The organism is Comamonas kerstersii (assembly GCF_008801935.1).
In the GTDB taxonomy this organism is placed as follows: Bacteria; Pseudomonadota; Gammaproteobacteria; order Burkholderiales; family Burkholderiaceae_C; genus Comamonas; species Comamonas kerstersii.
In genome coordinates, this window is record NZ_VZOT01000017.1 from 1 (window position 1) to 20,441 (window position 20,441).

Consider the following 20,441-nt stretch of genomic DNA (forward strand, 5'->3'; position numbering starts at 1 on the left):
GCTTCTTCGACGGCAATCTCGTCAAAGGGGTTCATGCTCATCTTGACGTTGGCGATGTCCACGCCTGTGCCGTCGGACTTCACGCGGACTTTGACGTTGTAGTCCACCACGCGCTTGACTGGGACCAGTACCTTCATGCTGCAGCTCCTTGGGAATCGGTGAGATTGCAAATGGTTGAAATTGACGTTGACGTAAATTGGCATGCATTCTATGTGGCACTGCAACAAAAAACTGTACAGTGCGAACCAATGCAGCAACTCAAAAAAGAACGATCGTGCCATTTTATGCACGCATCGTCTTGCAAACAGAGTTATTTCACGCGAACTAGGTAGATTCCCTAGTCATCAGATTGCACCGCGCCAGTGCGGCTGACGCTTTTGCGCAAAAGCCTGTGCACCTTCCTGGGCATCGGCATCCATCATGTTGCAGGCCATGGTTTCACCAGCCAGCGCATAAGCTGCATCCAGCCCCAGTTCACGCTGGCGGTACATCAAGGCCTTACCCATGCGCACAGCCGTTGCTGGCTTTTGCACGATGGACTGCAGCAGCTGTTCCACCTGCGCATCGAGCTGCTCTGGCGGCACGTCACGGTTGATCAAGCCACGTGCCTGCGCTTCTGGTGCACCGATGAAGTCGCCCGTGAGCAGCATCTCCATGGCGTGCTTGAAGGGCACGTTGCGCACCAGCGGCACGCTGGGCGTCGCACAGAAAAGGCCATAGTTGATGCCACTGGTGGCAAAACGTGCCTCGGTACTGGCCACCGCCAGATCGCACTGCGCCACCAGCTGGCAGCCTGCTGCCGTGGCAATGCCCTGCACACGCGCAATCACCGGCACGGGCAGGCGCGTAATGCTCAGCATCATGCGCGAGCACTGTGCAAACAGTTGCTGGTAGTAGCTCAGTTCGGGGTGTGCAGCCATGTCCTTGAGGTTGTGCCCGGCACAGAAGGCCTTGCCATGGGCAGCCAGCACCACCGCACGCAGCTGCTCATCCAGCGCCAGGGTGTCCAGCGCATGCTGCAGGGCCTGCAGCATCTCCTGCCCCAGCGCGTTAAAGCGGGCGGGATCATTCAGGGTCAGCGTGACCACACCACGTGCGTCACGGCTTTGCAGCAAGATGTCACTCATGATTTACAGATCAGCAAGTACGCGAAGATGTGCCTCCACACTGCGCGACAGAGGCCCCATCATGTAGCCGCCTTCCAGACAGGACACGACACGTCCGTGACAGAAGCGACGCGCCACATCCTTGATGCGCTCGGTCAGCCAGATATAGTCGTTCTCGGTCAGGTTGAGCTGCCCCATGTCGTCATCGCGGTGGGCATCAAAACCGGCGCTGATGAAAATCATCTCGGGCTTGAAGGCTTCCAGTCGCGGAATCCACAGCATCTCGACCAGCTCACGGATGTCCATACCCTTGGTATAGGCCGACACCGGAGTATTGAGCATGTTGGAAGCCGGGTCCTTGTCTCCGCTGAATGGGTAGAAGGGGTGCTGAAAAAAGCTCACCATCAGCACGCGGTCGTCACCGGCCAGAATGTCTTCCGTGCCATTGCCATGGTGTACGTCAAAGTCCACAATCGCCACGCGCTTAAGATGGCGGCGCTGCAGCGCATGCAGGGCAGCAATGGCAACGTTGTTGAAAAAACAAAATCCCATGGCCTTGTTGCGCGTGGCATGGTGACCGGGGGGGCGAATGGCGCAGAAAGCATTTTCCAGCGTGCCATCGAGCACTGCATCGGTCGCTGCCACGGCTGCACCGGCCGCATGCAGCGCAGCAGTCAGCGTGTGTGCATTGATGGCGGTATCGGTATCGATCTGCGTATATTCAGGGCCACCTGCCGCCTGCTCTTCCACCAGCCGGTCCGTGAGCCCACGCAGCGCTGCCACATGCATGCGGTCGTGCGCCAGTTCCACATCCCCTATCGCAGCCTGAGGTGCTTCCATGCGTTCCACACCATCAAACACCCCCGTCATCAGCAGACGATCTTCAATGGCGTCCAGACGCTCGGGGCTCTCGGGATGCCCCGGTCCCATTTCATGCCGCCAGCACGCACGGTGAGAAAAATAGCCTGTCTTCCCCACGTTTCTTGTCCCCTGTTTTTTTAGGTGTCGCTCACACTGCTGTCGATGCCGCGTGGCTCATCACCCGCCGTCATTCATCCAGTGCACAGCGCTTATCAGCGTCTACGTTTTGTCTATGCATTCGCACCACATTCGCTCGCTTCTGAACCAGCTTAACACGGTCCTCGTTGGCAAAACACAGCAAGTACAAGACTGTGTCGTATGCCTATTGGCAGGCGGTCACCTGCTCATTGAAGACTTGCCTGGCGTGGGAAAAACCACGCTGGCACATGCCCTGGCGCACAGCTTTGGCCTGCAGTTTGCGCGGGTGCAATTCACCTCCGACCTCATGCCCAGCGACCTGACTGGCGTGTCCGTCTACGACCGGGGCAGCGAAGGCTTTGTCTTTCATCCAGGCCCGCTGTTCACCCAGGTGCTGCTGGCCGATGAAATCAACCGCGCCAGCCCCAAGACGCAGAGTGCGCTGCTGGAAGCCATGGAAGAAAAGCAGGTCTCCGTCGAAGGCAAGACCCACACCCTGCCTCAGCCGTTTTTTGTGATTGCGACACAGAATCCGCTGGAGCAACTCGGGACCTACCCGCTACCCGAGAGCCAGCTGGACCGTTTTTTGATGCGCATCAAACTTGGCTACCCCGATCGCCAGGCCGAGCTGCAGCTGCTGGCCAACCACGGCCACCGCAGCATGGTGGATGCGCTGCCTGCACAAGTCACACTCGATGAGCTGCGCAGCCTGCAGCAAGCTGTGCTGCACATCCATGCAGCGCCTGCACTGCTGCATTACATCCAGGATCTGCTCGACGCTTCGCGCAGCGGCCAATGGTTTGTGCAGGGCCTGTCGCCACGTGCAGGCATTGCCCTGCTGCGTGCTGCCAAGGCACATGCGCTGGTGCTGGGGCGCGACTATGTCTCGCCCGACGATGTACAGGCTATCTTTGTACAGACCATGGCCCACCGCCTGCATGCCGTGGCCAACGCCGGGCGAGGCACGGTAGAGCAAGTGCGTGCCATGCTGCAGGCCATCGCCATTCCGTGATGCCACACGCCCCACACCCCACACGCAGCCGCTGGCGGCAGACCCTGCATGACTGGGCAGCACGCCGCCAGCGCCCCCACCCTCTGCACACGCTGCAGCAGCGCAATATCTATGTGATGCCCTCTGCGGCAGGCTGGGCACTGGCTGCCACACTGATGGTGCTGCTGGTGGCCAGCATCAACTTTCAGCTCAATCTGGGCTATGCCCTCACCTTTCTGATAGCAGGCAGCGCACTGGCCAGCCTCTGGATGGGGCACCGCAATCTGCGCGGCCTGCAGCTGCGGCTGGACAGCCTGCAGCCCGTCTTTCAGGGCGAGCGCGCCCACATTCCCGTGCTGCTGCATATCCACCAAGGACAGCGGGCGCGCCATGGCCTGTCTCTGGCGCTGGACCGGCTGCACGGGCCTCTGGCCTGGGCGCATACCGATGTCGCACCCGGTCAGACTGCGCGCGTAGAACTGGGCTCCGTGCCCCACCTGCGCGGCTGGCACCAGGTGCCCCGGATTCTGCTGGAAAGCCGTTTTCCACTGGGCGTCTTCCGGCTGTGGAGCTACTGGCAACCCGATGACCGAGTGCTGGTCTACCCCGCCCCCGAAACGCCCATGCCCCCGGTTCGCTTTGGGCAAGCCAATGCGCATGGCTGCGCCCCCATGCAGCACAGCGGCAGCAGTGAGTTCGACGGCGTACGCAGCTACCAGCGCGGCGATGCCATGCGCCAGGTGGTCTGGAAAAAAGCCGCCACGGCACTGGCCTCTGGCAGCGGAGAACTGGTCGTGCGCGACAGCGCCCGCACCTCCACCCACACGCTGTGGCTGGATGCACGCGCCACCGGCCTGCGCGACCCGGAGGCACAGATTGCAAGGCTCACTGCCTGGGTGCTGTTTGCCCATGCGCAGCAATGGTCATGGGGACTGGTGCTGCCCAGTGGGCAACGCATTGCACCCGCCGGAGGCAGCGCACATTTGCACACCTGTCTGGCCGCGCTGGCGGTGGATGGCACGCACGCTGCCACAACCAGAAAAATATGAACAAAAAACCACGCCAACGCTTGATACACCTGCCCTGATAGCTATAGATCATGAAGCGATACCTCACCACCATGCCACGCGAAACCCGTGACACCCTGCTGGTGCTGGGCGTGGTGATACTGGTGCTGCTGCCCCATCTGGCTTTTCTGCCGTGGTGGGTCAGTGCGCTGGCGCTGCTCATCCTGACATGGCGGCTGGGCACGGTACTGCGGGGGCAGGCTCTGCCACGCAAATGGCTGCTCAACACGCTGCTGGTGCTGGCCGTCGCAGCCACCGCTCTGCAGTACCGCACCATCGTCGGGCCTGAAGCCGGCGTGGTGCTGATTTTGCTGCTGCTCGTGCTCAAGACGCTGGAGGTCCGTGCGCGGCGCGACGCCATGGTGATCTTCTTTCTGGGCTTTTTCACGCTGCTGACGCTGTTTCTGCAGTCGCAATCGCTGCTGATGGCCTGCGCCATGCTGCTGGCGGCCTGGGGGCTGCTGGCCGCGCTGGTCAACGCCCATATGCCTGCGGGCTACCCGAGCCTGGGGCAGCTGCTGCGCACCTCCGGGCTGCTGATGCTGCTGGGCGCCCCTGTCATGCTGGTGCTGTTTCTGAGCTTCCCGCGCTTTGGGCCGCTGTGGGGCCTGCCTGCGCAGGAAAGCAAGGCCAGAACCGGGCTGGGCAATCAGATCACCGTCGGGCAGGTGGCAGAGCTGGCGCAGGACTTCAGCGTGGCCCTGCGCGTGCGCTTTGCACTGCCCGATGGGCAGACGCCCCCGCAGCACCTGCTGTACTTTCGCGGCCCTGTGCTCAGCCATTTTGATGGCCGCCAGTGGCAGACAGGCAGTGACGAAGCCCCCATGCGCCCCAGCCAGCAGGCCACCGGTCTGGGCCAGGCCGTGCCCTATGAGCTGACGCTGGAACCGCACCACCAGCGCTGGCTGCTGACGCTGGACGCCACGCTGCAGCAGCCAGACATGCCACGGCGGCGCATGCTGCAGACCAGTGATCTGCAATGGCTGGCCTGGCGCCCCATCACCGATGTGCTGCGCTACCAGGCCCAGGCCCATCTGCATTTTGTCTATGGCCAGCAGCTGTCTGCCTGGCAGCGCAAGCCCTACCTGCAGCTGCCTGCAGACCTCAACCCGCGCACCCTGGCCTGGGCACAGCAGCTGCGCGCACAGCACGGTGCGGACGACATGGCCATCATCCAGGCCGCGCTCACGCAGCTGCGCCAGGGGGGCTACACCTACACACTCAGCCCCACCGTGGTCAGCAGCCCGCACACGGCCGATGCCTTCTGGTTCGATACGCGCGATGGCTTCTGTGAACACATCAGCTCTGCCTTTGCCGTGCTGATGCGCGCTGCGGGCATTCCTGCACGACTGGTCACGGGCTATCAGGGCGGAGAGCGCAACCCGGTCGATGGCCTGTGGACGGTGCGCCAGAGCGATGCCCATGCCTGGACCGAAATCTGGCTCCCCAATGAAGGCTGGCTGCGCATCGACCCCACCACGGCCGTGGCCCCCTCCCGCACCGAGCAGCTGCAGCGCCTGAGCCCACCGGCGAGTGCCTGGACCGGTGCGGCGGGCCGGGTCATGGGCTGGGACGCCATGCAGCAGCTGCGTGCACAGTGGGAAGCCATCAACCACCGCTGGAATGACTGGGTACTGAACTACACGCGCGGCGATCAGGCACAGCTGCTGCAGCGCCTGCGGCTCAGCCAGAACCTTGTAGCAACCCTGGCCACCGCACTGGGATGTGGCATGGCCCTGTTGCTGGCATGGCTGGGCCTGCAGCGCTGGCGCCAGCACTACATCGCCGATCCCTGGCAGCGCCTGATGCACCGCGCACGCCGCAGGCTGGCGCAGGCGGGCATTGCCCATGCTGACAGTCTGGGCCTGCAGGCGCTGGCACGCGCAGTCCAAGCACAATGGGGGGATGATTCGCGCCCACTGCAACAGTGGCTGCAACAGATGGAACAATGGCGCTACGCACCACATGATGCGCAGACACCCAGTCTGCGCACATTGCAGCGCCATTACCGCGCATTGATCTGGCCCCGCACTTCATGAAACGCCTGCTTTCCCATTCGCTTCTCCTGGCCCTTGCCGCATGCTGTAGCTTTCACATTCCGGCTTTCTCGCAAAACAGCGCCACCAAGCGCACCAGCATGCAAACGCCCTATGGCCAGCGGGCGGATGCACAGCAGTGGGCTGAAGACATGGCGCAGCGCCATGGGCTGGACCCCGCATGGGTCAAGGCACAGCTGGCACAGGCGCGCTTTCTGCCGCAAGTGCCCAAGCTGATGACGCCAGCGCCCAAGACCCGCACCACGGCGCGCGACTGGGGCGACTACCGCCGCCGCTTTATCGACCCCGTACGCATTCAGGCCGGTGTGCGCTTCTGGAACGAAAACGCCGACACCCTGGCACGTGCCGAGGCTCAATACGGTGTGCCTGCGTCCATGATCGTCGGCATCATTGGTGTGGAAACCATTTACGGCCGCCACATGGGCAATCTGCGCGTGCTCGACAGCCTGAGCACCCTGGCCTTTGACTTCCCACAGGCCCACCCGCGTGCGGCCGAGCGCCAGCGCTACTTCCGCGGCGAGCTGGAGCAGTTTCTGCTGATGATGCACCAGGCAGGCACGCCCACCACCGGCCCGCGCGGCAGCTACGCCGGGGCCATGGGGCTGGGCCAGTTCATGCCCAGCAGCTGGGCACAGTGGGCGGTGGACTTTGATGGCGATGGCCGTATTGACCTGTTCAACAGCCCGGCCGATGCGATTGGCTCCGTGGCCAACTACTTCAAGGCCCATGGCTGGGTACCCGGCATGCCCGTGTGGTACCCCGCGCGCTTTCAGGCAGAGCAGCTCGATTTGCCGACCCTGCTGGCACCCGACATCCTGCCCAGCTTTACCCCTGCGCAGATGCTGCGTCTGGGCGTACAGCCTGAAGGCGGCATGGGGCATGAAGGACTGCTGGCCCTGATTGAGCTGAAAAACGGCGAAGATGCGCCCAGCTACATCGTGGGCACACAGAACTTCTACGCCATCACGCGCTACAACTGGTCGAGCTACTACGCAGCCGCCGTGCACGATCTGGGCGAAGAAGTCGCCGCTGCACGCCAGGGCAGCGTGCCCGGCATTGTGCTGCCCGTCATGGCACCACAGGCGGAAAGTCCTGTGAGCCCCATGAACCCCACCAGTGCTGACAGCCCCGTGGGCCGCATCACCATCCGCGAGCATTCGTGATGCCTTCATGCGCAATGACAGCTTGCGCACTTGCGCAAGCGGATCAACCTGCACAAGGCGTGCAATCCCTGCGGGGGATGCTCCTAGTAGCAAGCCAGGCCTGAAATACGCACGCTGTATGTCTTCACTCACCTCACGGAGACAGGCATGCAACGCTGGAAACTTTCCCCCTTGTCACTCGCCTTCTGCGCACTGGGTCTGCTGGGCAGCGCCGCCCACGCCCAGTTCAAGGAGCCAGACGTCGTCAAGATTGGCTTTATCACCGATATGTCCAGCCTCTACGCTGACGTGGAAGGCAGGCACGGTGCCACGGCCATACAGATGGCCATTGATGACTTTGGCGGCAAAGTACTGGGCAAGCCCATCGAACTACTGACGGCCGACCACCAGAACAAGGCCGATATTGCCGCCAGCAAGGCCCGTGAATGGATTGACCAGCAGAACATCAGCCTGGTCTTTGGCGGCACCAACAGCGCCACGGCACTGGCCATGGCCCAGGTAGCGACCGAGAAAAAACGCGTCTTCGTGGACAACGGCGCGGGCACTTCCGTGCTGACCAATGAGCAGTGCAGCCCCTACATCGTGCACTACGCCTTTGACACCGTGGCCCTGGCCAAGGGCACGGGCAAGGCCGTGGTGGAAAACGGTGGCAAGACCTGGTTCTTTCTGACGGCCGACTACGCCTTTGGCCATGCGCTGGAAGCAGACACCACCAAGATCGTCGAAGCCAATGGCGGCAAGGTGCTGGGTGCGGTCAAGACGCCGCTGAACGCCAGCGACTTCTCCAGCTTCATGCTCCAGGCCCAGAACTCCAAGGCCCAGATCCTCGGCCTGGCCAATGCAGGGGGCGACACAGTCAACTCCATCAAGGCTGCCAAGGAGTTTGGCATTGACAAGGCGATGAAGCCCGTGGGGCTGCTGATCTTCTTCTCCGACATCCACAGTCTGGGCGTGAAGAACACCGCGGGTCTGCAGTTCACCACCAGCTGGTACTGGGACATGAATGACGAAAGCCGCAAGTTTGCCGACAAGTTCATGGCCAAGACCAAGCGCCGCCCCAGCGAAATCCAGGCCGCCGACTACTCGGCCACCATGAACTACCTCAAGGCCGTAGAAAAAGCGGGCACGCTGGAAGCCGACAAGGTCATGGCTGCGTGGAAGGACATGGAGATCAACGACTTCTTTGGCAAGGGCCGCATCCGCCCCGATGGCCGCTATGCCCACGACATGTACCTGATGGAGGTGAAGTCCCCCGCCGAATCCAAGGGCACCTGGGACTACTACAAGCGGGTCAAGACCCTGCCTGCCGAGGAAGTCTGGACCACCAAGGAAGAAAGCAAGTGCCAGTACTGGAAGTGAACTGAACGCTTCAAACCACAAAAAAATGCAGACCGGGTGTCTGCATTTTTTATAGCTGCCTGCGCTGATAAATGCTTGATTTCAGATATTTTTATATCTCAAACCATTGCCACACCAGCGCTAGATGCTCTCTTTTTAGAAGTTCCGGCTTCAGGCCGCAATCGCCTTGGCCGAGCCGACCTGCTTGCGCAGCTCAAACTTCTGGATCTTGCCCGTGCTGGTCTTGGGCAGCTCACCAAACACCACGGCACGCGGCACCTTGTAGCCTGCCAGATGCTGCTTGCAGTGGGCAATGATATCCTGCTCCGTCACCTCCGTGCCAGGCTTGATTTCGAGGAAAGCGCAGGGTGTCTCGCCCCACTTTTCATCCGGCTTGGCCACCACTGCAGCTGCCAGCACAGCGGGGTGGCGGTAGAGCACGTCTTCCACCTCAATCGAAGAGATGTTTTCACCGCCCGAGATGATGATGTCCTTGCTGCGGTCCTTGATCTGGATATAGCCATCGGGGTACTGCACGGCCAGGTCTCCGCTGTGGAACCAGCCGCCACGAAAAGCATCGTCCGTCGCCTTGGGGTTCTTGAGGTAGCCCTTCATGGTGATGTTGCCGCGGAACATGATCTCGCCCATGGTTTCGCCATCCATGGGCACAGGCTGCAGGGTTTCGGGGTCCATCACGCGCACTTCACGCTGCAGGTGGTAGCGCACGCCTTGACGGGCGTTCAGCCGCGCGCGCTCGCCAATGTCCAGCTGCTGCCAGGCTTCGTGCTTGGCGCAGACCGTGGCGGGGCCATAGGTTTCGGTCAGGCCATACACATGGGTCAGATCAAAGCCCATGGCTTCCATGCCTTCGATCATCGAAGCCGGTGGCGCAGCGCCGGCCACCATGGCCTTCACGCCTGCAGGAATGCCTACCTTGAGTTCGGCCGGTGCATTCACCAGCAGCGACTGCACGATGGGCGCGCCGCAGTAGTGGGTCACGCCATGGTCGCGGATGGCATCAAAAATCGCCTTGGCTTCCACGCGGCGCAGGCAGACGTTCACACCCGCACGCGCTGCCACGGTCCAGGGAAAGCACCAGCCATTGCAGTGGAACATGGGCAGCGTCCACAGATAGACGCTGTGCTTGGGCATGTCCCACTCCAGCACATTGCTGATGGCATTGATGGCCGCGCCGCGGTGGTGATAGACCACGCCCTTGGGGTTGCCCATGGTGCCGCTGGTGTAGTTCAGCGCAATGGCGTCCCACTCGTCTTCCGGCATTTCCCAGGCAAAGTCGGCGTCACCCTGGGCCACAAAGTCTTCGTAGCTGATGCTGCCCACCTGCGTGGCAGCAGGGCCGTAGAGTGCATCGTCCACCTGAATCACCAGCAGCGGCTCGGTGCAGGTGCGCAGCTTCAGCGCCTTGGCAATCACACCGGTGAACTCGGGGTCTACGATCAGCGCCTTGGCTTCGCCATGGTCCAGCATGAAAGCCAGTGCCTCGGCATCCAGACGGGTGTTGAGCGTGTTGAGCACGGCACCAGCCATGGGCACGCCGAAGTGGGCTTCCACCATGGGCGGCGTGTTGGGCAGGATCACGGCTACGGTGTCGTTCTTGCCAATGCCTGCCTTGCGCAGGCTGCTGGCCAGCTGGCGGCAACGCGCATAGGTCTGGCCCCAGGTCTGGCGCAGATCGCCATGTACGATGGCCAGCCGCTCGGGGTAGACGCTGGCCGTGCGCTCGATAAAGCTCAGTGGGGTCAGTGCGGCAAAGTTAGCCGCGTTGCGGTCCAGATTCTGCTCGTATTTGCTTGTCATCTCCCTGTTCTCCTGTGTGTTTTCTGGATGATGAAAACCCATCTCGATGAGTCCCCCATACTTTCCCTAATGCGGCCGCTGAACAACATCCGCAAATACCCGCTGGTGCTACCTCTTTCTGTTGATATGTCGCAATACCAGTCGTTACAGCATCGAGTGAAATGGGATCACCATCTGGACTGGTTCTAAAGCAGGCCGTGTAGTGCGATACCTTCAGGGCCACGCATGAACTCGGTACAGGTGGTCGTGCCCTGTTTACACAGGCGCCGCTTACACCACTGGGCAGGCCGCCAGGTTTGCACTTGAGATTTGAGACGAGGGGTAAAGCCAATGGCTTTGCAACGAGGTATCAAGCGTGGTGCTTGCAGTGCTCAACAGGACATGCCCTCAAAAAAGTACAAGCGCTTTGGAGCCACACATGAAACTGAAACTCCGACCTCTCGTTGCTGCCGCCATGGTGGTTGTAGGTTTTGCTGCTGCCCCCAGCTGGGCACTGCAGCCTAACAACGAGCCCATCTCCCCCATTGAACCCGCCAAGGTGACCAACCCTGCCCTGGTCGAGCTGGGCAAGAAGCTGTGGTTTGATCCTCGACTGTCCAAGTCTGGCTTCATCTCCTGCAACTCCTGCCACAACCTGTCCATGGGTGGCAGTGACAACCTCAAGACCTCCATCGGCCACAACTGGGCGGAAGGCCCCATCAACTCGCCCACGGTGCTCAACTCCAGCATGAACGTGGCCCAGTTCTGGGATGGCCGTGCTGGCAGTCTGAAAGAGCAGGCCGGTGGCCCCATCGCCAACCCCATGGAAATGGCCTTCACGCACGAGCTGGCCGTGGACATGCTGAACTCCATCCCCGGCTACCAGGCGGAATTCAAGCAGGTATTCAACAAGGACAAGATCGACATCGACCAGGTGACCGATGCCATCGCCGCCTTTGAAGAAACCCTGGTGACCCCCAACTCCCGCTTTGACAAGTGGCTCAAGGGTGACCAGACCGCGCTGACCAAGGATGAACTCGAAGGCTATGTGCTGTTCCGCGACAGCGGCTGCGTAGCCTGCCACAACGGCGTGGCCGTGGGCGGCAACTCCTTCCAGCGCATGGGTCTGGTGGAACCCTACAAGACCGACAACCCCGCTGAAGGCCGCGTGGCTGTGACTGGTGCCGATGCCGACCGCTTCAACTTCAAGGTACCCACCCTGCGCAACGTGGAGCTGACCTACCCCTACTTCCACGATGGTGCAGCTGACACCCTGAGCGAAGCTGTGGACACCATGGGCCGCATCCAGCTGGGCAAGAAGTTCACGCCCGAAGAAAACGCCAAGATCGTGGCCTTCCTGAAAACACTGACTGGCGATCAGCCTCAGTTGACCATGCCTATCCTGCCTCCTTCGAGCGACAAGACACCTCGTCCTGAGCCTTTCGCCAAGAAGTAAGGCAGCCTATTCACCAGGCCTTGCGCCTGGTGTCTGAGACGCTATGACAAAGCCGCAAAAGCTGTGCACCACATGCTTTTGCGGCCATTGTTTTCCCGGGCCACATGCCTATTCAGACGGGAGCGCATGCCAAGCGGTAAGCGCCCGCTGCTGCCCAGCCTTCAGCATGCCCTCTGCTTTCACCAAGGGAAAAAAACACCATGCATTCCACACCAGCACCACTTTCTCTGCCAGAGCGCCTGCGCGCCGCTGGCATTCTGCCCACGCGCCAGCGACTGGCGATTGCGCAAGTGCTGCTGCAGCAGCCCGTGCACATGTGTGCTGACGAGGTGCTGCTGGCCGCGCGCAAGATCTTGCCCACGCTCTCACGCGCCACTGTCTACAACACCCTGCCCGTGATGGTGCAAGGCGGTCTGCTGCGCGCACTGCGCATGGATGCAGAGCGCATGATTTATGACTCCCGCGTCGAGGCCCACTCGCACATCTACCATGAGGACACAGGCATAGTGCAGGACCTCGATGCCAGCGAACTTTCGCTGCCGCATATTCCCTCCCTGCCATCGGACCTGGAAGTCGTCGGCTATGACCTCATCGTTCGCGTGCGAAAGCACACCACCCACTGAGCGAAAACCCTTAAAAACCCATCAAAGCTCTCAGACTTTCAGAAAAACTTCAGAAAACTTTTTTATTTCAGTAATTACTAAAATCAATAAATAATCATTAAAAACAATGTATTAAACAAGATTCACCCTCACCTGCCGGCTTAGAAAATTCAACCAGAACAAGTCTTCTATAAGACATCTTTTATGAAATAAAAATTTCCCGCACACAGTCGCAAATCCTTCCTACAATCCTGCCATCAACTCGCAAACAAGCCCTGCACTTCCAAGTGCATTTCACATGCTTGCAAGCTGGTAGGAACAACAGAGGAAACGCTCTGAGACTCATCAGAGCGGAGGAGACCAGGCCTGCACCATGCAGGCCTTTTTTTGTCTGTGCAATTCAAAAACAATAGCTACCAGCGCTTGCCAACAAAGCAATTCAGAATCAAAAGACTCTGAAAGCAAACAGAATCAAGCGCAAGCCGCTCTTGTTTTTATTGGTTTGCCTGCGCCAGCGCCCATTGCACATGCTCGCGCACGATCTCGCTGTCATGGCTGGCACGTTGCTGCAATGCGGTCTGGATGGCTGCCCGGTCATCGGCAGACAGCGCCGTAGTCAACGCATTGCCCATGGCCACGGCAATATTGCGCAGCCAGCGCACATGGCCAATGCGGCGAATCGGGCTGCCCTCGGTGCAGCGCAAAAAGGTGGCCTCATCCCAGCTGAACAGCTGCACCAGGGTGCTGCCCACCATGCCACCACGCACATCAAAGTCCGGCAGGCTGGCGCGCTGGGCAAACTTGTTCCAGGGGCAGGCCAGCTGGCAGTCATCACAGCCGTAGATGCGATTGGCCAGCAGCGGCCGCAACTCCAGCGGGATGGGACCGTCATGCTCAATGGTCAGATAGGAAATGCAGCGCCGCGCATCCACGCGATGCGGCGCGACGATGGCTCCCGTAGGGCAGGCGTCCATACAGCTGCTGCAGCTGCCGCAGTGCGCTGTGACGGGGGCAGTTTCCGGCAGCGCCATGTCCACATAGATCTCGCCCAGGAAAAACATGGAGCCCGCATCGCGGCTGAGCACCAGGGTGTGCTTGCCGCGCCAGCCCTGGCCGCTGCGCCGGGCCAGTTCGGCCTCCATGACCGGGGCGGAATCCGTAAAGGCGCGGTGGCCCATGGGGCCCAGCTCCTGCGCAATGCGCTCGGCCAGCTTCTGCAGGCGGCTGCGCAGCACCTTGTGGTAATCCCGCCCACGGGCATAGACCGAAACAATCGCTTCCTGCGGCCTGTGCTGGCGCGCCCATTCCACGGTCTGCCAGTCATCCAGCGTGTCGCGCGGCAGGTAGTCCATGCGGGCGGTAATCACACTCACCGTGCCCGGCACCAGCTCCGCCGGACGGGCACGCTTGAGGCCATGGGCGGCCATGTAATCCATACTGCCGTGAAAACCTGCGGCCAGCCATTGCAGCAGCCCGTCCTCACAAGACGACAAATCCACGCCGGAAACGCCAATTTGGGAAAATCCCAGCTCGCGGGCCCAGTCCTGCATCAAAGGAATCAATTGACTGCTGCAAACCATAACCCACCGATTGTAGAAAGCACCATGCAAGACGAGCGCGTACTGACCTGGCAAGACGAGACAGCCACTGCGGCTTTTGCGGCCGAACTGGCTGCCATGCCCGAGGTGCGCAATGCCTACATCACGCTGCACGGTGACCTGGGCGCAGGCAAGACCACGCTGGTGCGCCACCTGCTGCGCAGCCTGGGGGTGCAGGGCCGCATCAAGAGCCCGACCTATGCCGTGGTGGAGCCACACGAAACGCCGCAGCTGAACATCTGGCACTTTGACTTCTACCGCTTTGACGACCCACGCGAATGGGAAGATGCGGGTTTTAGAGATATCTTCGCCAGTGAAGGACTGAAACTGGCAGAATGGCCGGAAAAAGCTGCTTCGCTGACTCCACCAGCGGATCTAGCTATCTATATTGAAGCAATTGACGAAACACAACGCCGTGTCACTTTGCGCACCAGCACAGAGCGTGGACGGCACATGCTGCAGCACTGGTCACAATGAGCGAAGACGCCGCGCACCCCCTATTTACCGCTTACCGACCTAACCGACGCACCCTGCTGCAAGCTGGCAGCCTGGCCCTGCTGCTGGCCGGCAAACAGCACCTGGCCTTTGGAGCCACCATTGTGGCCGTTCGCGTATGGCCGGCCGAAGACTACTCCCGCGTGACGCTGGAGTCCGATGTGCCGCTGTCTGCCAAACAGACGCTGGTGGATGACCCGCCACGTCTGGCCGTAGACATCGAAGGCCTGCAACTGAACGGCGAACTCAAGGAGCTGGTCGCCAAAGTCCAGCCTGACGATCCGAATATTGCGGCCATCCGCGTCGGCCAGAACTCGCCCACCGTGGTGCGCCTGGTGATAGACCTCAAGCAAAAGGCCGTGCCGCAAGTGTTTTCGCTCAAGCCTGTGGCCAGCTACAAGCACCGCCTGGTGTTCGACCTGTATCCCGCCACGCCAGTAGACCCGCTGGAGGCCCTGATTCAGGACCGCCTGCGCGATGCAGCAGACCCAACTGCGCCTGCCCCCAGCGCATCATTGCCTGCAGACAGCGATGACCCGCTGGCTGACCTGATTGCCAAGCACAGCGGCCCGGACACCCCCGCCGCGCCTGCTCAGCCTCCGGCCGCACCAACCCAGCCCAGCGCCCCTGCTGCGCCCCCAGCGCCAAGCACAGCCAAAAAGCCTGCGAAGACACCAGGCAATGCCACCAAAACCGATCGCATCATCATTGTTGCGCTGGACCCTGGTCATGGAGGCGAAGACCCGGGTGCCATCGGCCCCAAGGGCACGCGGGAAAAAGACGTGGTGCTCCGAATTGCCAAACAGTTGCGCGATCGCATCAACAAAAGCTCTGTGGGCGGCAACCCCATGCGTGCTTATATGACACGTGATGGCGACTACTTCGTGCCCCTGGGCACACGCGTGCAAAAAGCGCGTCGCGTGCAGGCGGACCTGTTCATCAGCATCCACGCAGACGCCTTCACCCGGCCCTCTGCCGCCGGTGCCAGCGTGTTTGCCCTGAGCCAGAAAGGTGCAACCAGCACGGCAGCGCGCTGGCTGGCGAACAAAGAAAACCAGGCTGACCTCGTCGGTGGCCTCAATGTGCGCAGCCAGGATGCTGCCGTGCAGCAGATGCTGCTGGACATGAGCACCACCGCCCAGATCAACCACAGCCTCAAGCTCGGCACCGCACTGCTCACCCAGCTGGGCAGCTTTGCCAAGCTGCACAAGCCACGCGTGGAGCAGGCAGGCTTTGCCGTGCTCAAGGCGCCAGACATTCCCAGTGTGCTGGTGGAAACGGCCTTCATCAGCAACCCCGGCGAAGAGCAGAAGCTACGCAGCCCGGCTTACCAGGCCAAGCTGGCCGATGCACTCATGAAAGGCATCCTGCAGTACTTTGCCAAGCACCCACCCATGCCGCGTTCACGCTCCATCTGACGGAACGTTGCAACCGCTCTCCCCAAAACCCACGCCTGAAAACGTGGGTTTTTTGCATCTTGCATCCATGCTTTCTCCTCCCGCACGGCTTGATGCAAGACGGCATGTGGCTCATGCCGATGCCTTCTGACACTGTTTGACAAACACATGCTCTTTGATGTCAGAGAATTAATAAAAACAAAAAACCAAACAACTCAATTCAAATAATTTATAAGCCCCATGCGCTGTCATCGAGTGACACCTGAACTGCGAGGGACAGTTCACCCACGACCGTACCGACGCATCCTGTGCTTCAGCCTGCTTTGTGCATGCCTGATAGCAGGCCCCGTGCGCAGCCATGCCAGCAGTACGCTGCTACAGCAGGCACAGGCTCTGCGTGATGCCAGAGACTGGGACGCAGCCCTGAAGCTGTACCGCCAGGGCCAGCGACAGCATCCCGAAGAAACGGCCTACACCTGGGGCGAAATCTATGTGCTGGCAGACAGCGGCGCTGCAGCGCAGGCCGTGACCATGGCCCAGCATCTGCTGCTGCAACAGCCACGCAATGTAGATGCACTGCTAGTCATGGCCTATGCCCAGCTGCGCCAGCACGGGGTGTTTGCCAGCCTGGAGTATGTAGACCGGGCCATGGCCGAGGCCGGTGAGCGCAGCTACGTCGTCCGCGAGTATGTGCTGGCACTGCAGCGTGCCCACCAGCCAGAGGCTGCCCTGCGCATCGCGCAGCAATACCCCGGGCTGCTCAGCCCCATGCAGCACTGGGAGCTGCAGGCCGATGCGCTGGCATTCAGCGTGCGCTTTGCGGACCTGAGCACGCGCAGCGAAGAGGAACGCTTTGCCATCGCCGACCGCACACTGCAGCAGTACAGGCAACTGCTGACACAGTTGCAATACGCAGGAGCAGGCGCTGAGCCCCTGTACCAGCGTGTGCGCCTTAACCGCCTGCAGGCTTTCCATGCGTGCTATGCCATGCAAGAGCTGGTGCAGGAATTCCAGGCACTGCAGACAGAAGGCGTGTCCATCCCGGACTACGTCATGGCCTAGGTGGCTGCAGCCTATCTGTACCTGCGCCAGCCAGAACGAGCGGCGCAGCTGTATGAGCAGCTCATACAGCGCAGCTATCTGCGTGAGGATGCAGGCATCCGCCGCAACCAGGATCATGGCCTGCTGTTTGCCTATGCCGACCAGGGCGCTGTGGGCACTGCACAGCAGCTGGCACCGGTGCTGGCACAGCACTACGCCCCATGGCGCTATGTAGAGGGCGATGCACAAAAAATTCCGAATGCGCCGTACCTCGACGCCATCCATACCTCGACCCTGATGGACCTGTATGCCAATGCCACGCCCAATGCGCAGCATCGGCTGGAACACATGGTGCGCACCGCACCCGCCAATAACAATCTGCGCACCGACCTGGCACAGCTGTACCGCATACGTGGCTGGCCCAGGCTGGCAGAGCAGGAACTCAAAATTGCCGAAGCCGCGCTGCACGCGCACACGGCGTGGAAGTGGAACAGGGCCTGACCGCACTGGACCTGCAGGAGTGGCAGCAGGCTGAGCAGCTCAGCGCCGATGTGCTGGCACGTTTTCCTGAAGACCAGCGTAGCCAGCGGCTGGCGCGGCTGTGGCAGGTTTACCAGATGCGTGAGCTGCAGGTTTCTGCCTACAAAGGACTGAGCCAGCACAACCCCAGCGCCGGCAGCCGTTGTCAGGTCCCGGATGATGGCGCACGTTCTTGATGAATAAATCAGGTGCTTTCATCTTCCATTTTTTGAGTGCTTGAACTGGGGCTTCGTGCCCCAGTGCCTTTTGCGGTAAGTGGTGGTGATACAGCCAGACAAACCTGTGCAGCGTCTTTTCCAAATCCTCTGCGCTGTTGAAGTGGTGCGAGCGCAGTACTTGACGCAGGCGGCCATGGAAGCGCTCGACCATGCCGTTGGTTTTTGGCGTCCTGGGCTTGGTGAGCCGATGTTCTATCCCCAGTGCTTGGCATGGCTGGTCGAATTCGTGCTCGCCTGTGGGCTGGCGAGTGCGACTGCCAAACAAGCGGTCTGTGAACGCTTTGCCGTTGTCGGTGAGGATGGTGTGAATCCTAAATGCTGCAGCTTTGCGGACGGCGGCCAAGAAGGCTTTGGCGGACGCTGCCGTCTTGTGTTGCTTGATATCAATGAACACCCAGCGTGTGGCCCGATCAATGGCAACAAAGACATAGCGGCGCTTGTCCTCATCTTGCATCTGGGGCAGGTACTTCACATCTACATGCACATAGCCAGGCTCATACGCCTTGAAGGGTTTGTGCTCGCTCTCAGGCTTGGGCTGTACGGGCAATCTGGAGTAGCCTCGTCTGCGCAGCAAGCGATCCAGCGCAGAACGGCTCATGGCCGGCTCAATAAACTCTCGCACCACCGCCAACAAGTCATCCAGAGGTAGCCGCAGCTGGCTGCGCAGATAAATAACCAGCTCTTGCTGCCCTGCATTGAGCGTAGTTTGCAGGTGATGGGCCGTGTGGCTGGCGTCATGCACCGTGCTTGTGCTGCGCCACTTACGCACGGTCGCTATGCCAATGCCGTATTGCTGTGCTAACTCTCGATCTGTACCAGTGGCTTGCTGCAATGCCAGGCGGGTGGCAGGTGTGGTCGTGGCGTTCTTATGAAGACTGATCAGCATGGCAACGCCTTGGCACGGGCTTGCCATGTTGCCAGAACTTCTCGAAGTACCTCTCGGCCATGCAGCAACGGACGCTTGTTTTTAAGTGGCCAATCGTCCGGGACCCGACAGCTAGTGCTCTGCGTGCCGGACCTTCGTGGTTTCAAGCACATGCTTGGCAGTACGGCCATCACCGACCTCTGCCGCGTGAATGCTTGCTGCGCGCTTATCCCCCACGCTACCCAGCTGATACTCCATCTGCCAGTCCATGGAAGCGTAAAACAATATCAGCGCACACCACAGCGCAGAAAGCCATGCGAATATCACAAAGCTCATTATTCGGAATAACGGCATAGTGCTTGATCTCTGCAAAATATTTTTATTTCATCCATCTTTTTTCAACCTGAGGTGACACATGCAGCCTCAGTCATTGCAATACAAAAGCAACTACTCACACCCGGCATTTGATCTTTTCCCGCTGGGTTGACGGCTGAACACGGCACGCCCTCTCACTTTTTTCCTGCCGCCTCACACAGCTCTTTCATGCGCATAGCAGCTGGCAACCTGTTTCAGGGCAAAGTCTAGGCAGGGCGCCCATCTGCATGTTTAGGAAGCTTCCGAAAATGTGCATACCTGTAAAAAATGCGTTTTTTCATGCACATTTTTTCCATGTAAATCTGCCCGTTGACAGTGCTGAAAAAATGGCCACTTCATTCATGCAAAAAAATATCTGTAGATGCGACGGCTGCACCCATGCCGTAAATCATTCAAAAATCAGGCATAAAAAAACGCTGCCAGCGGCAGCGTTTGAGGGAGAGCAGCAGAAAACAGCTCAGGCGGTCTGCTTTTCCTGACGGCCAGCCTTCCAGCCGCCGTAGATGGCGATCAGGCCAGGAATCAGAATCAGCGCCCAGATGATTTTCTCCAGGTGCTCCTTCACCCAGGGCAGATTGCCGAAGAAGTAGCCTGCCGTCACGATGCCCACCACCCACAAAATGGCCCCCGAGACATTGAACATCGTGAACTTGCCGCGCGACATATGGGCCACACCAGCCACAAAAGGCGCAAAGGTACGGATGAAGGGCATGAAACGCGCCAGGATGATGGTCACACCGCCATAGCGCTCATAAAAGTCATGCGCACGGTCAAAGGCCTTGCGGTTAAACCAGCGCGAGTCTTCCCACTGAAACACCCGGGGGCCGAAAAAACGCCCGACGCTGTAGTTGCACTGGTCGCCCAGCACCGCAGCCACCAGCAGGATAGGGACGGCAATGGAGTAGTCCATCATGCCTGCACCACACATGGCGCCCACGATGAACAGCAGCGAATCCCCGGGCAGAAACGGCATGACCACCACGCCGGTTTCCACAAACACGATGATGAACAGCAAGGCATACACCCAGGGGCCATAGGCCACCACAAACGCCTCCAGGTGCTTGTCGACGTTCAAGGTAAAGTCAATCAAAAAAGCAACGATTTCCACAATCCATATCCTTTGCAACAGTGCACCACCCAGACGTCAGCCTGACTGGCAGAGCACGGCCTGCACTGTACCGCGTTGCAGACGCGGCCCTCACTTTGCGTGACAGGCATCACACTTGTTTGCAGCAAAAAAACATTCGTTTACGTAATTCACGCGGCCATAACAGCTACTTTGCAAGACCGCTGCAACATTGCTGGCACAGTCACTGTCCATGCGCTGCAGGCACTG

Annotated in this window: 16 protein-coding genes and 2 pseudogenes; 11 read left to right on the forward strand and 7 right to left on the reverse strand. The window is 60.2% G+C overall.

Annotated features, from left to right (window positions below; genetic code table 11):
• The 3 genes and pseudogenes from F7P80_RS15190 to F7P80_RS15200 form a co-directional block, all read right to left on the reverse strand.
• Positions 1-137 (reverse strand): annotated as a pseudogene (locus F7P80_RS15190) (electron transfer flavoprotein subunit beta/FixA family protein); the annotation flags it as partial.
• A 207-nt stretch (positions 138-344) separates the two neighbouring features.
• Positions 345-1,127: an enoyl-CoA hydratase gene (locus F7P80_RS15195; RefSeq protein ID WP_151045868.1), complete on the reverse strand. Its 783-nt coding sequence runs from the start codon at positions 1,125-1,127 to the stop codon at positions 345-347.
• 3 nt (positions 1,128-1,130) lie between these two features.
• Entirely contained in the window at positions 1,131-2,084 is a 954-nt protein-coding gene (locus F7P80_RS15200; protein WP_249041500.1) for a histone deacetylase family protein, read from the reverse strand.
• A 115-nt stretch (positions 2,085-2,199) separates the two neighbouring features.
• Between F7P80_RS15200 and F7P80_RS15205 the strand changes: the two genes are divergently transcribed.
• From F7P80_RS15205 to F7P80_RS15225, 5 genes are all read left to right on the forward strand, one after another.
• Positions 2,200-3,117: an AAA family ATPase gene (locus tag F7P80_RS15205; protein WP_151045872.1), complete on the forward strand. Its 918-nt coding sequence runs from the start codon at positions 2,200-2,202 to the stop codon at positions 3,115-3,117.
• Positions 3,117-4,145 (forward strand): DUF58 domain-containing protein, encoded by a 1,029-nt coding sequence (locus F7P80_RS15210; protein ID WP_151045874.1) that lies wholly within the window; start codon positions 3,117-3,119, stop codon positions 4,143-4,145. The genes F7P80_RS15205 and F7P80_RS15210 overlap by 1 nt, the downstream gene beginning before the upstream one ends.
• Before the next feature lie 50 nt (positions 4,146-4,195).
• Positions 4,196-6,202, forward strand: a complete 2,007-nt coding sequence (locus tag F7P80_RS15215) for a transglutaminase TgpA family protein (RefSeq protein WP_151045876.1) — start codon at positions 4,196-4,198, stop codon at positions 6,200-6,202.
• On the forward strand, positions 6,199-7,383 hold the full coding sequence (mltB, locus tag F7P80_RS15220; protein ID WP_077344722.1) for a lytic murein transglycosylase B: 1,185 nt from the start codon (positions 6,199-6,201) through the stop codon (positions 7,381-7,383). Before F7P80_RS15215 ends, mltB begins: the two co-directional genes overlap by 4 nt.
• Before the next feature lie 147 nt (positions 7,384-7,530).
• The gene (locus tag F7P80_RS15225) at positions 7,531-8,742 is read left to right on the forward strand and encodes an ABC transporter substrate-binding protein (protein WP_151045878.1); all 1,212 of its coding nucleotides are present in this window, start codon (positions 7,531-7,533) and stop codon (positions 8,740-8,742) included.
• A gap of 150 nt (positions 8,743-8,892) precedes the next feature.
• On the opposite strand, the gene F7P80_RS15230 is transcribed toward F7P80_RS15225, so the two are convergent.
• On the reverse strand, positions 8,893-10,539 hold the full coding sequence (locus F7P80_RS15230) for an acyl-CoA synthetase (RefSeq protein WP_151045880.1): 1,647 nt from the start codon (positions 10,537-10,539) through the stop codon (positions 8,893-8,895).
• A gap of 418 nt (positions 10,540-10,957) precedes the next feature.
• Between F7P80_RS15230 and F7P80_RS15235 the strand changes: the two genes are divergently transcribed.
• Together F7P80_RS15235 and F7P80_RS15240 are read left to right on the forward strand one after the other, a co-directional pair.
• Positions 10,958-11,974 carry a cytochrome-c peroxidase gene (locus F7P80_RS15235; protein WP_151045882.1) on the forward strand — a complete coding sequence of 339 codons (1,017 nt, stop codon included), beginning with the start codon at positions 10,958-10,960 and terminating at the stop codon, positions 11,972-11,974.
• 200 nt (positions 11,975-12,174) lie between these two features.
• Positions 12,175-12,597 (forward strand): Fur family transcriptional regulator, encoded by a 423-nt coding sequence (locus F7P80_RS15240; protein ID WP_151045885.1) that lies wholly within the window; start codon positions 12,175-12,177, stop codon positions 12,595-12,597.
• 473 nt (positions 12,598-13,070) lie between these two features.
• Here the strand turns inward: F7P80_RS15240 and queG are convergent, their stop codons facing one another.
• Positions 13,071-14,126: a tRNA epoxyqueuosine(34) reductase QueG gene (queG, locus tag F7P80_RS15245; RefSeq protein WP_054066718.1), complete on the reverse strand. Its 1,056-nt coding sequence runs from the start codon at positions 14,124-14,126 to the stop codon at positions 13,071-13,073.
• A 12-nt stretch (positions 14,127-14,138) separates the two neighbouring features.
• Between queG and tsaE the strand changes: the two genes are divergently transcribed.
• The 4 genes from tsaE (at position 14,139) to F7P80_RS15265 (ending at position 17,608) form a co-directional block, all read left to right on the forward strand.
• Positions 14,139-14,651, forward strand: a complete 513-nt coding sequence (tsaE, locus tag F7P80_RS15250; protein ID WP_054066713.1) for a tRNA (adenosine(37)-N6)-threonylcarbamoyltransferase complex ATPase subunit type 1 TsaE — start codon at positions 14,139-14,141, stop codon at positions 14,649-14,651.
• On the forward strand, positions 14,648-16,087 hold the full coding sequence (locus F7P80_RS15255) for an N-acetylmuramoyl-L-alanine amidase (protein ID WP_054066714.1): 1,440 nt from the start codon (positions 14,648-14,650) through the stop codon (positions 16,085-16,087). The genes tsaE and F7P80_RS15255 overlap by 4 nt, the downstream gene beginning before the upstream one ends.
• A gap of 327 nt (positions 16,088-16,414) precedes the next feature.
• Positions 16,415-17,128, forward strand: coding sequence for a hypothetical protein (locus F7P80_RS15260; protein WP_151045888.1), 714 nt, complete (start codon positions 16,415-16,417; stop codon positions 17,126-17,128).
• Complete coding sequence (locus F7P80_RS15265; protein WP_151045890.1) at positions 17,129-17,608, forward strand: hypothetical protein; 480 nt, start codon at positions 17,129-17,131, stop codon at positions 17,606-17,608.
• Positions 17,609-17,791: 183 nt separating this feature from the next.
• On the opposite strand, the pseudogene F7P80_RS15270 reads toward F7P80_RS15265, so the two are convergent.
• Together F7P80_RS15270 and F7P80_RS15275 are read right to left on the reverse strand one after the other, a co-directional pair.
• Positions 17,792-18,751: pseudogene (locus F7P80_RS15270) on the reverse strand (IS481 family transposase); the annotation flags it as partial.
• An 811-nt stretch (positions 18,752-19,562) separates the two neighbouring features.
• Positions 19,563-20,213 (reverse strand): DedA family protein, encoded by a 651-nt coding sequence (locus F7P80_RS15275; RefSeq protein WP_151045892.1) that lies wholly within the window; start codon positions 20,211-20,213, stop codon positions 19,563-19,565.
• Positions 20,214-20,441: the final 228 nt, after the last annotated feature.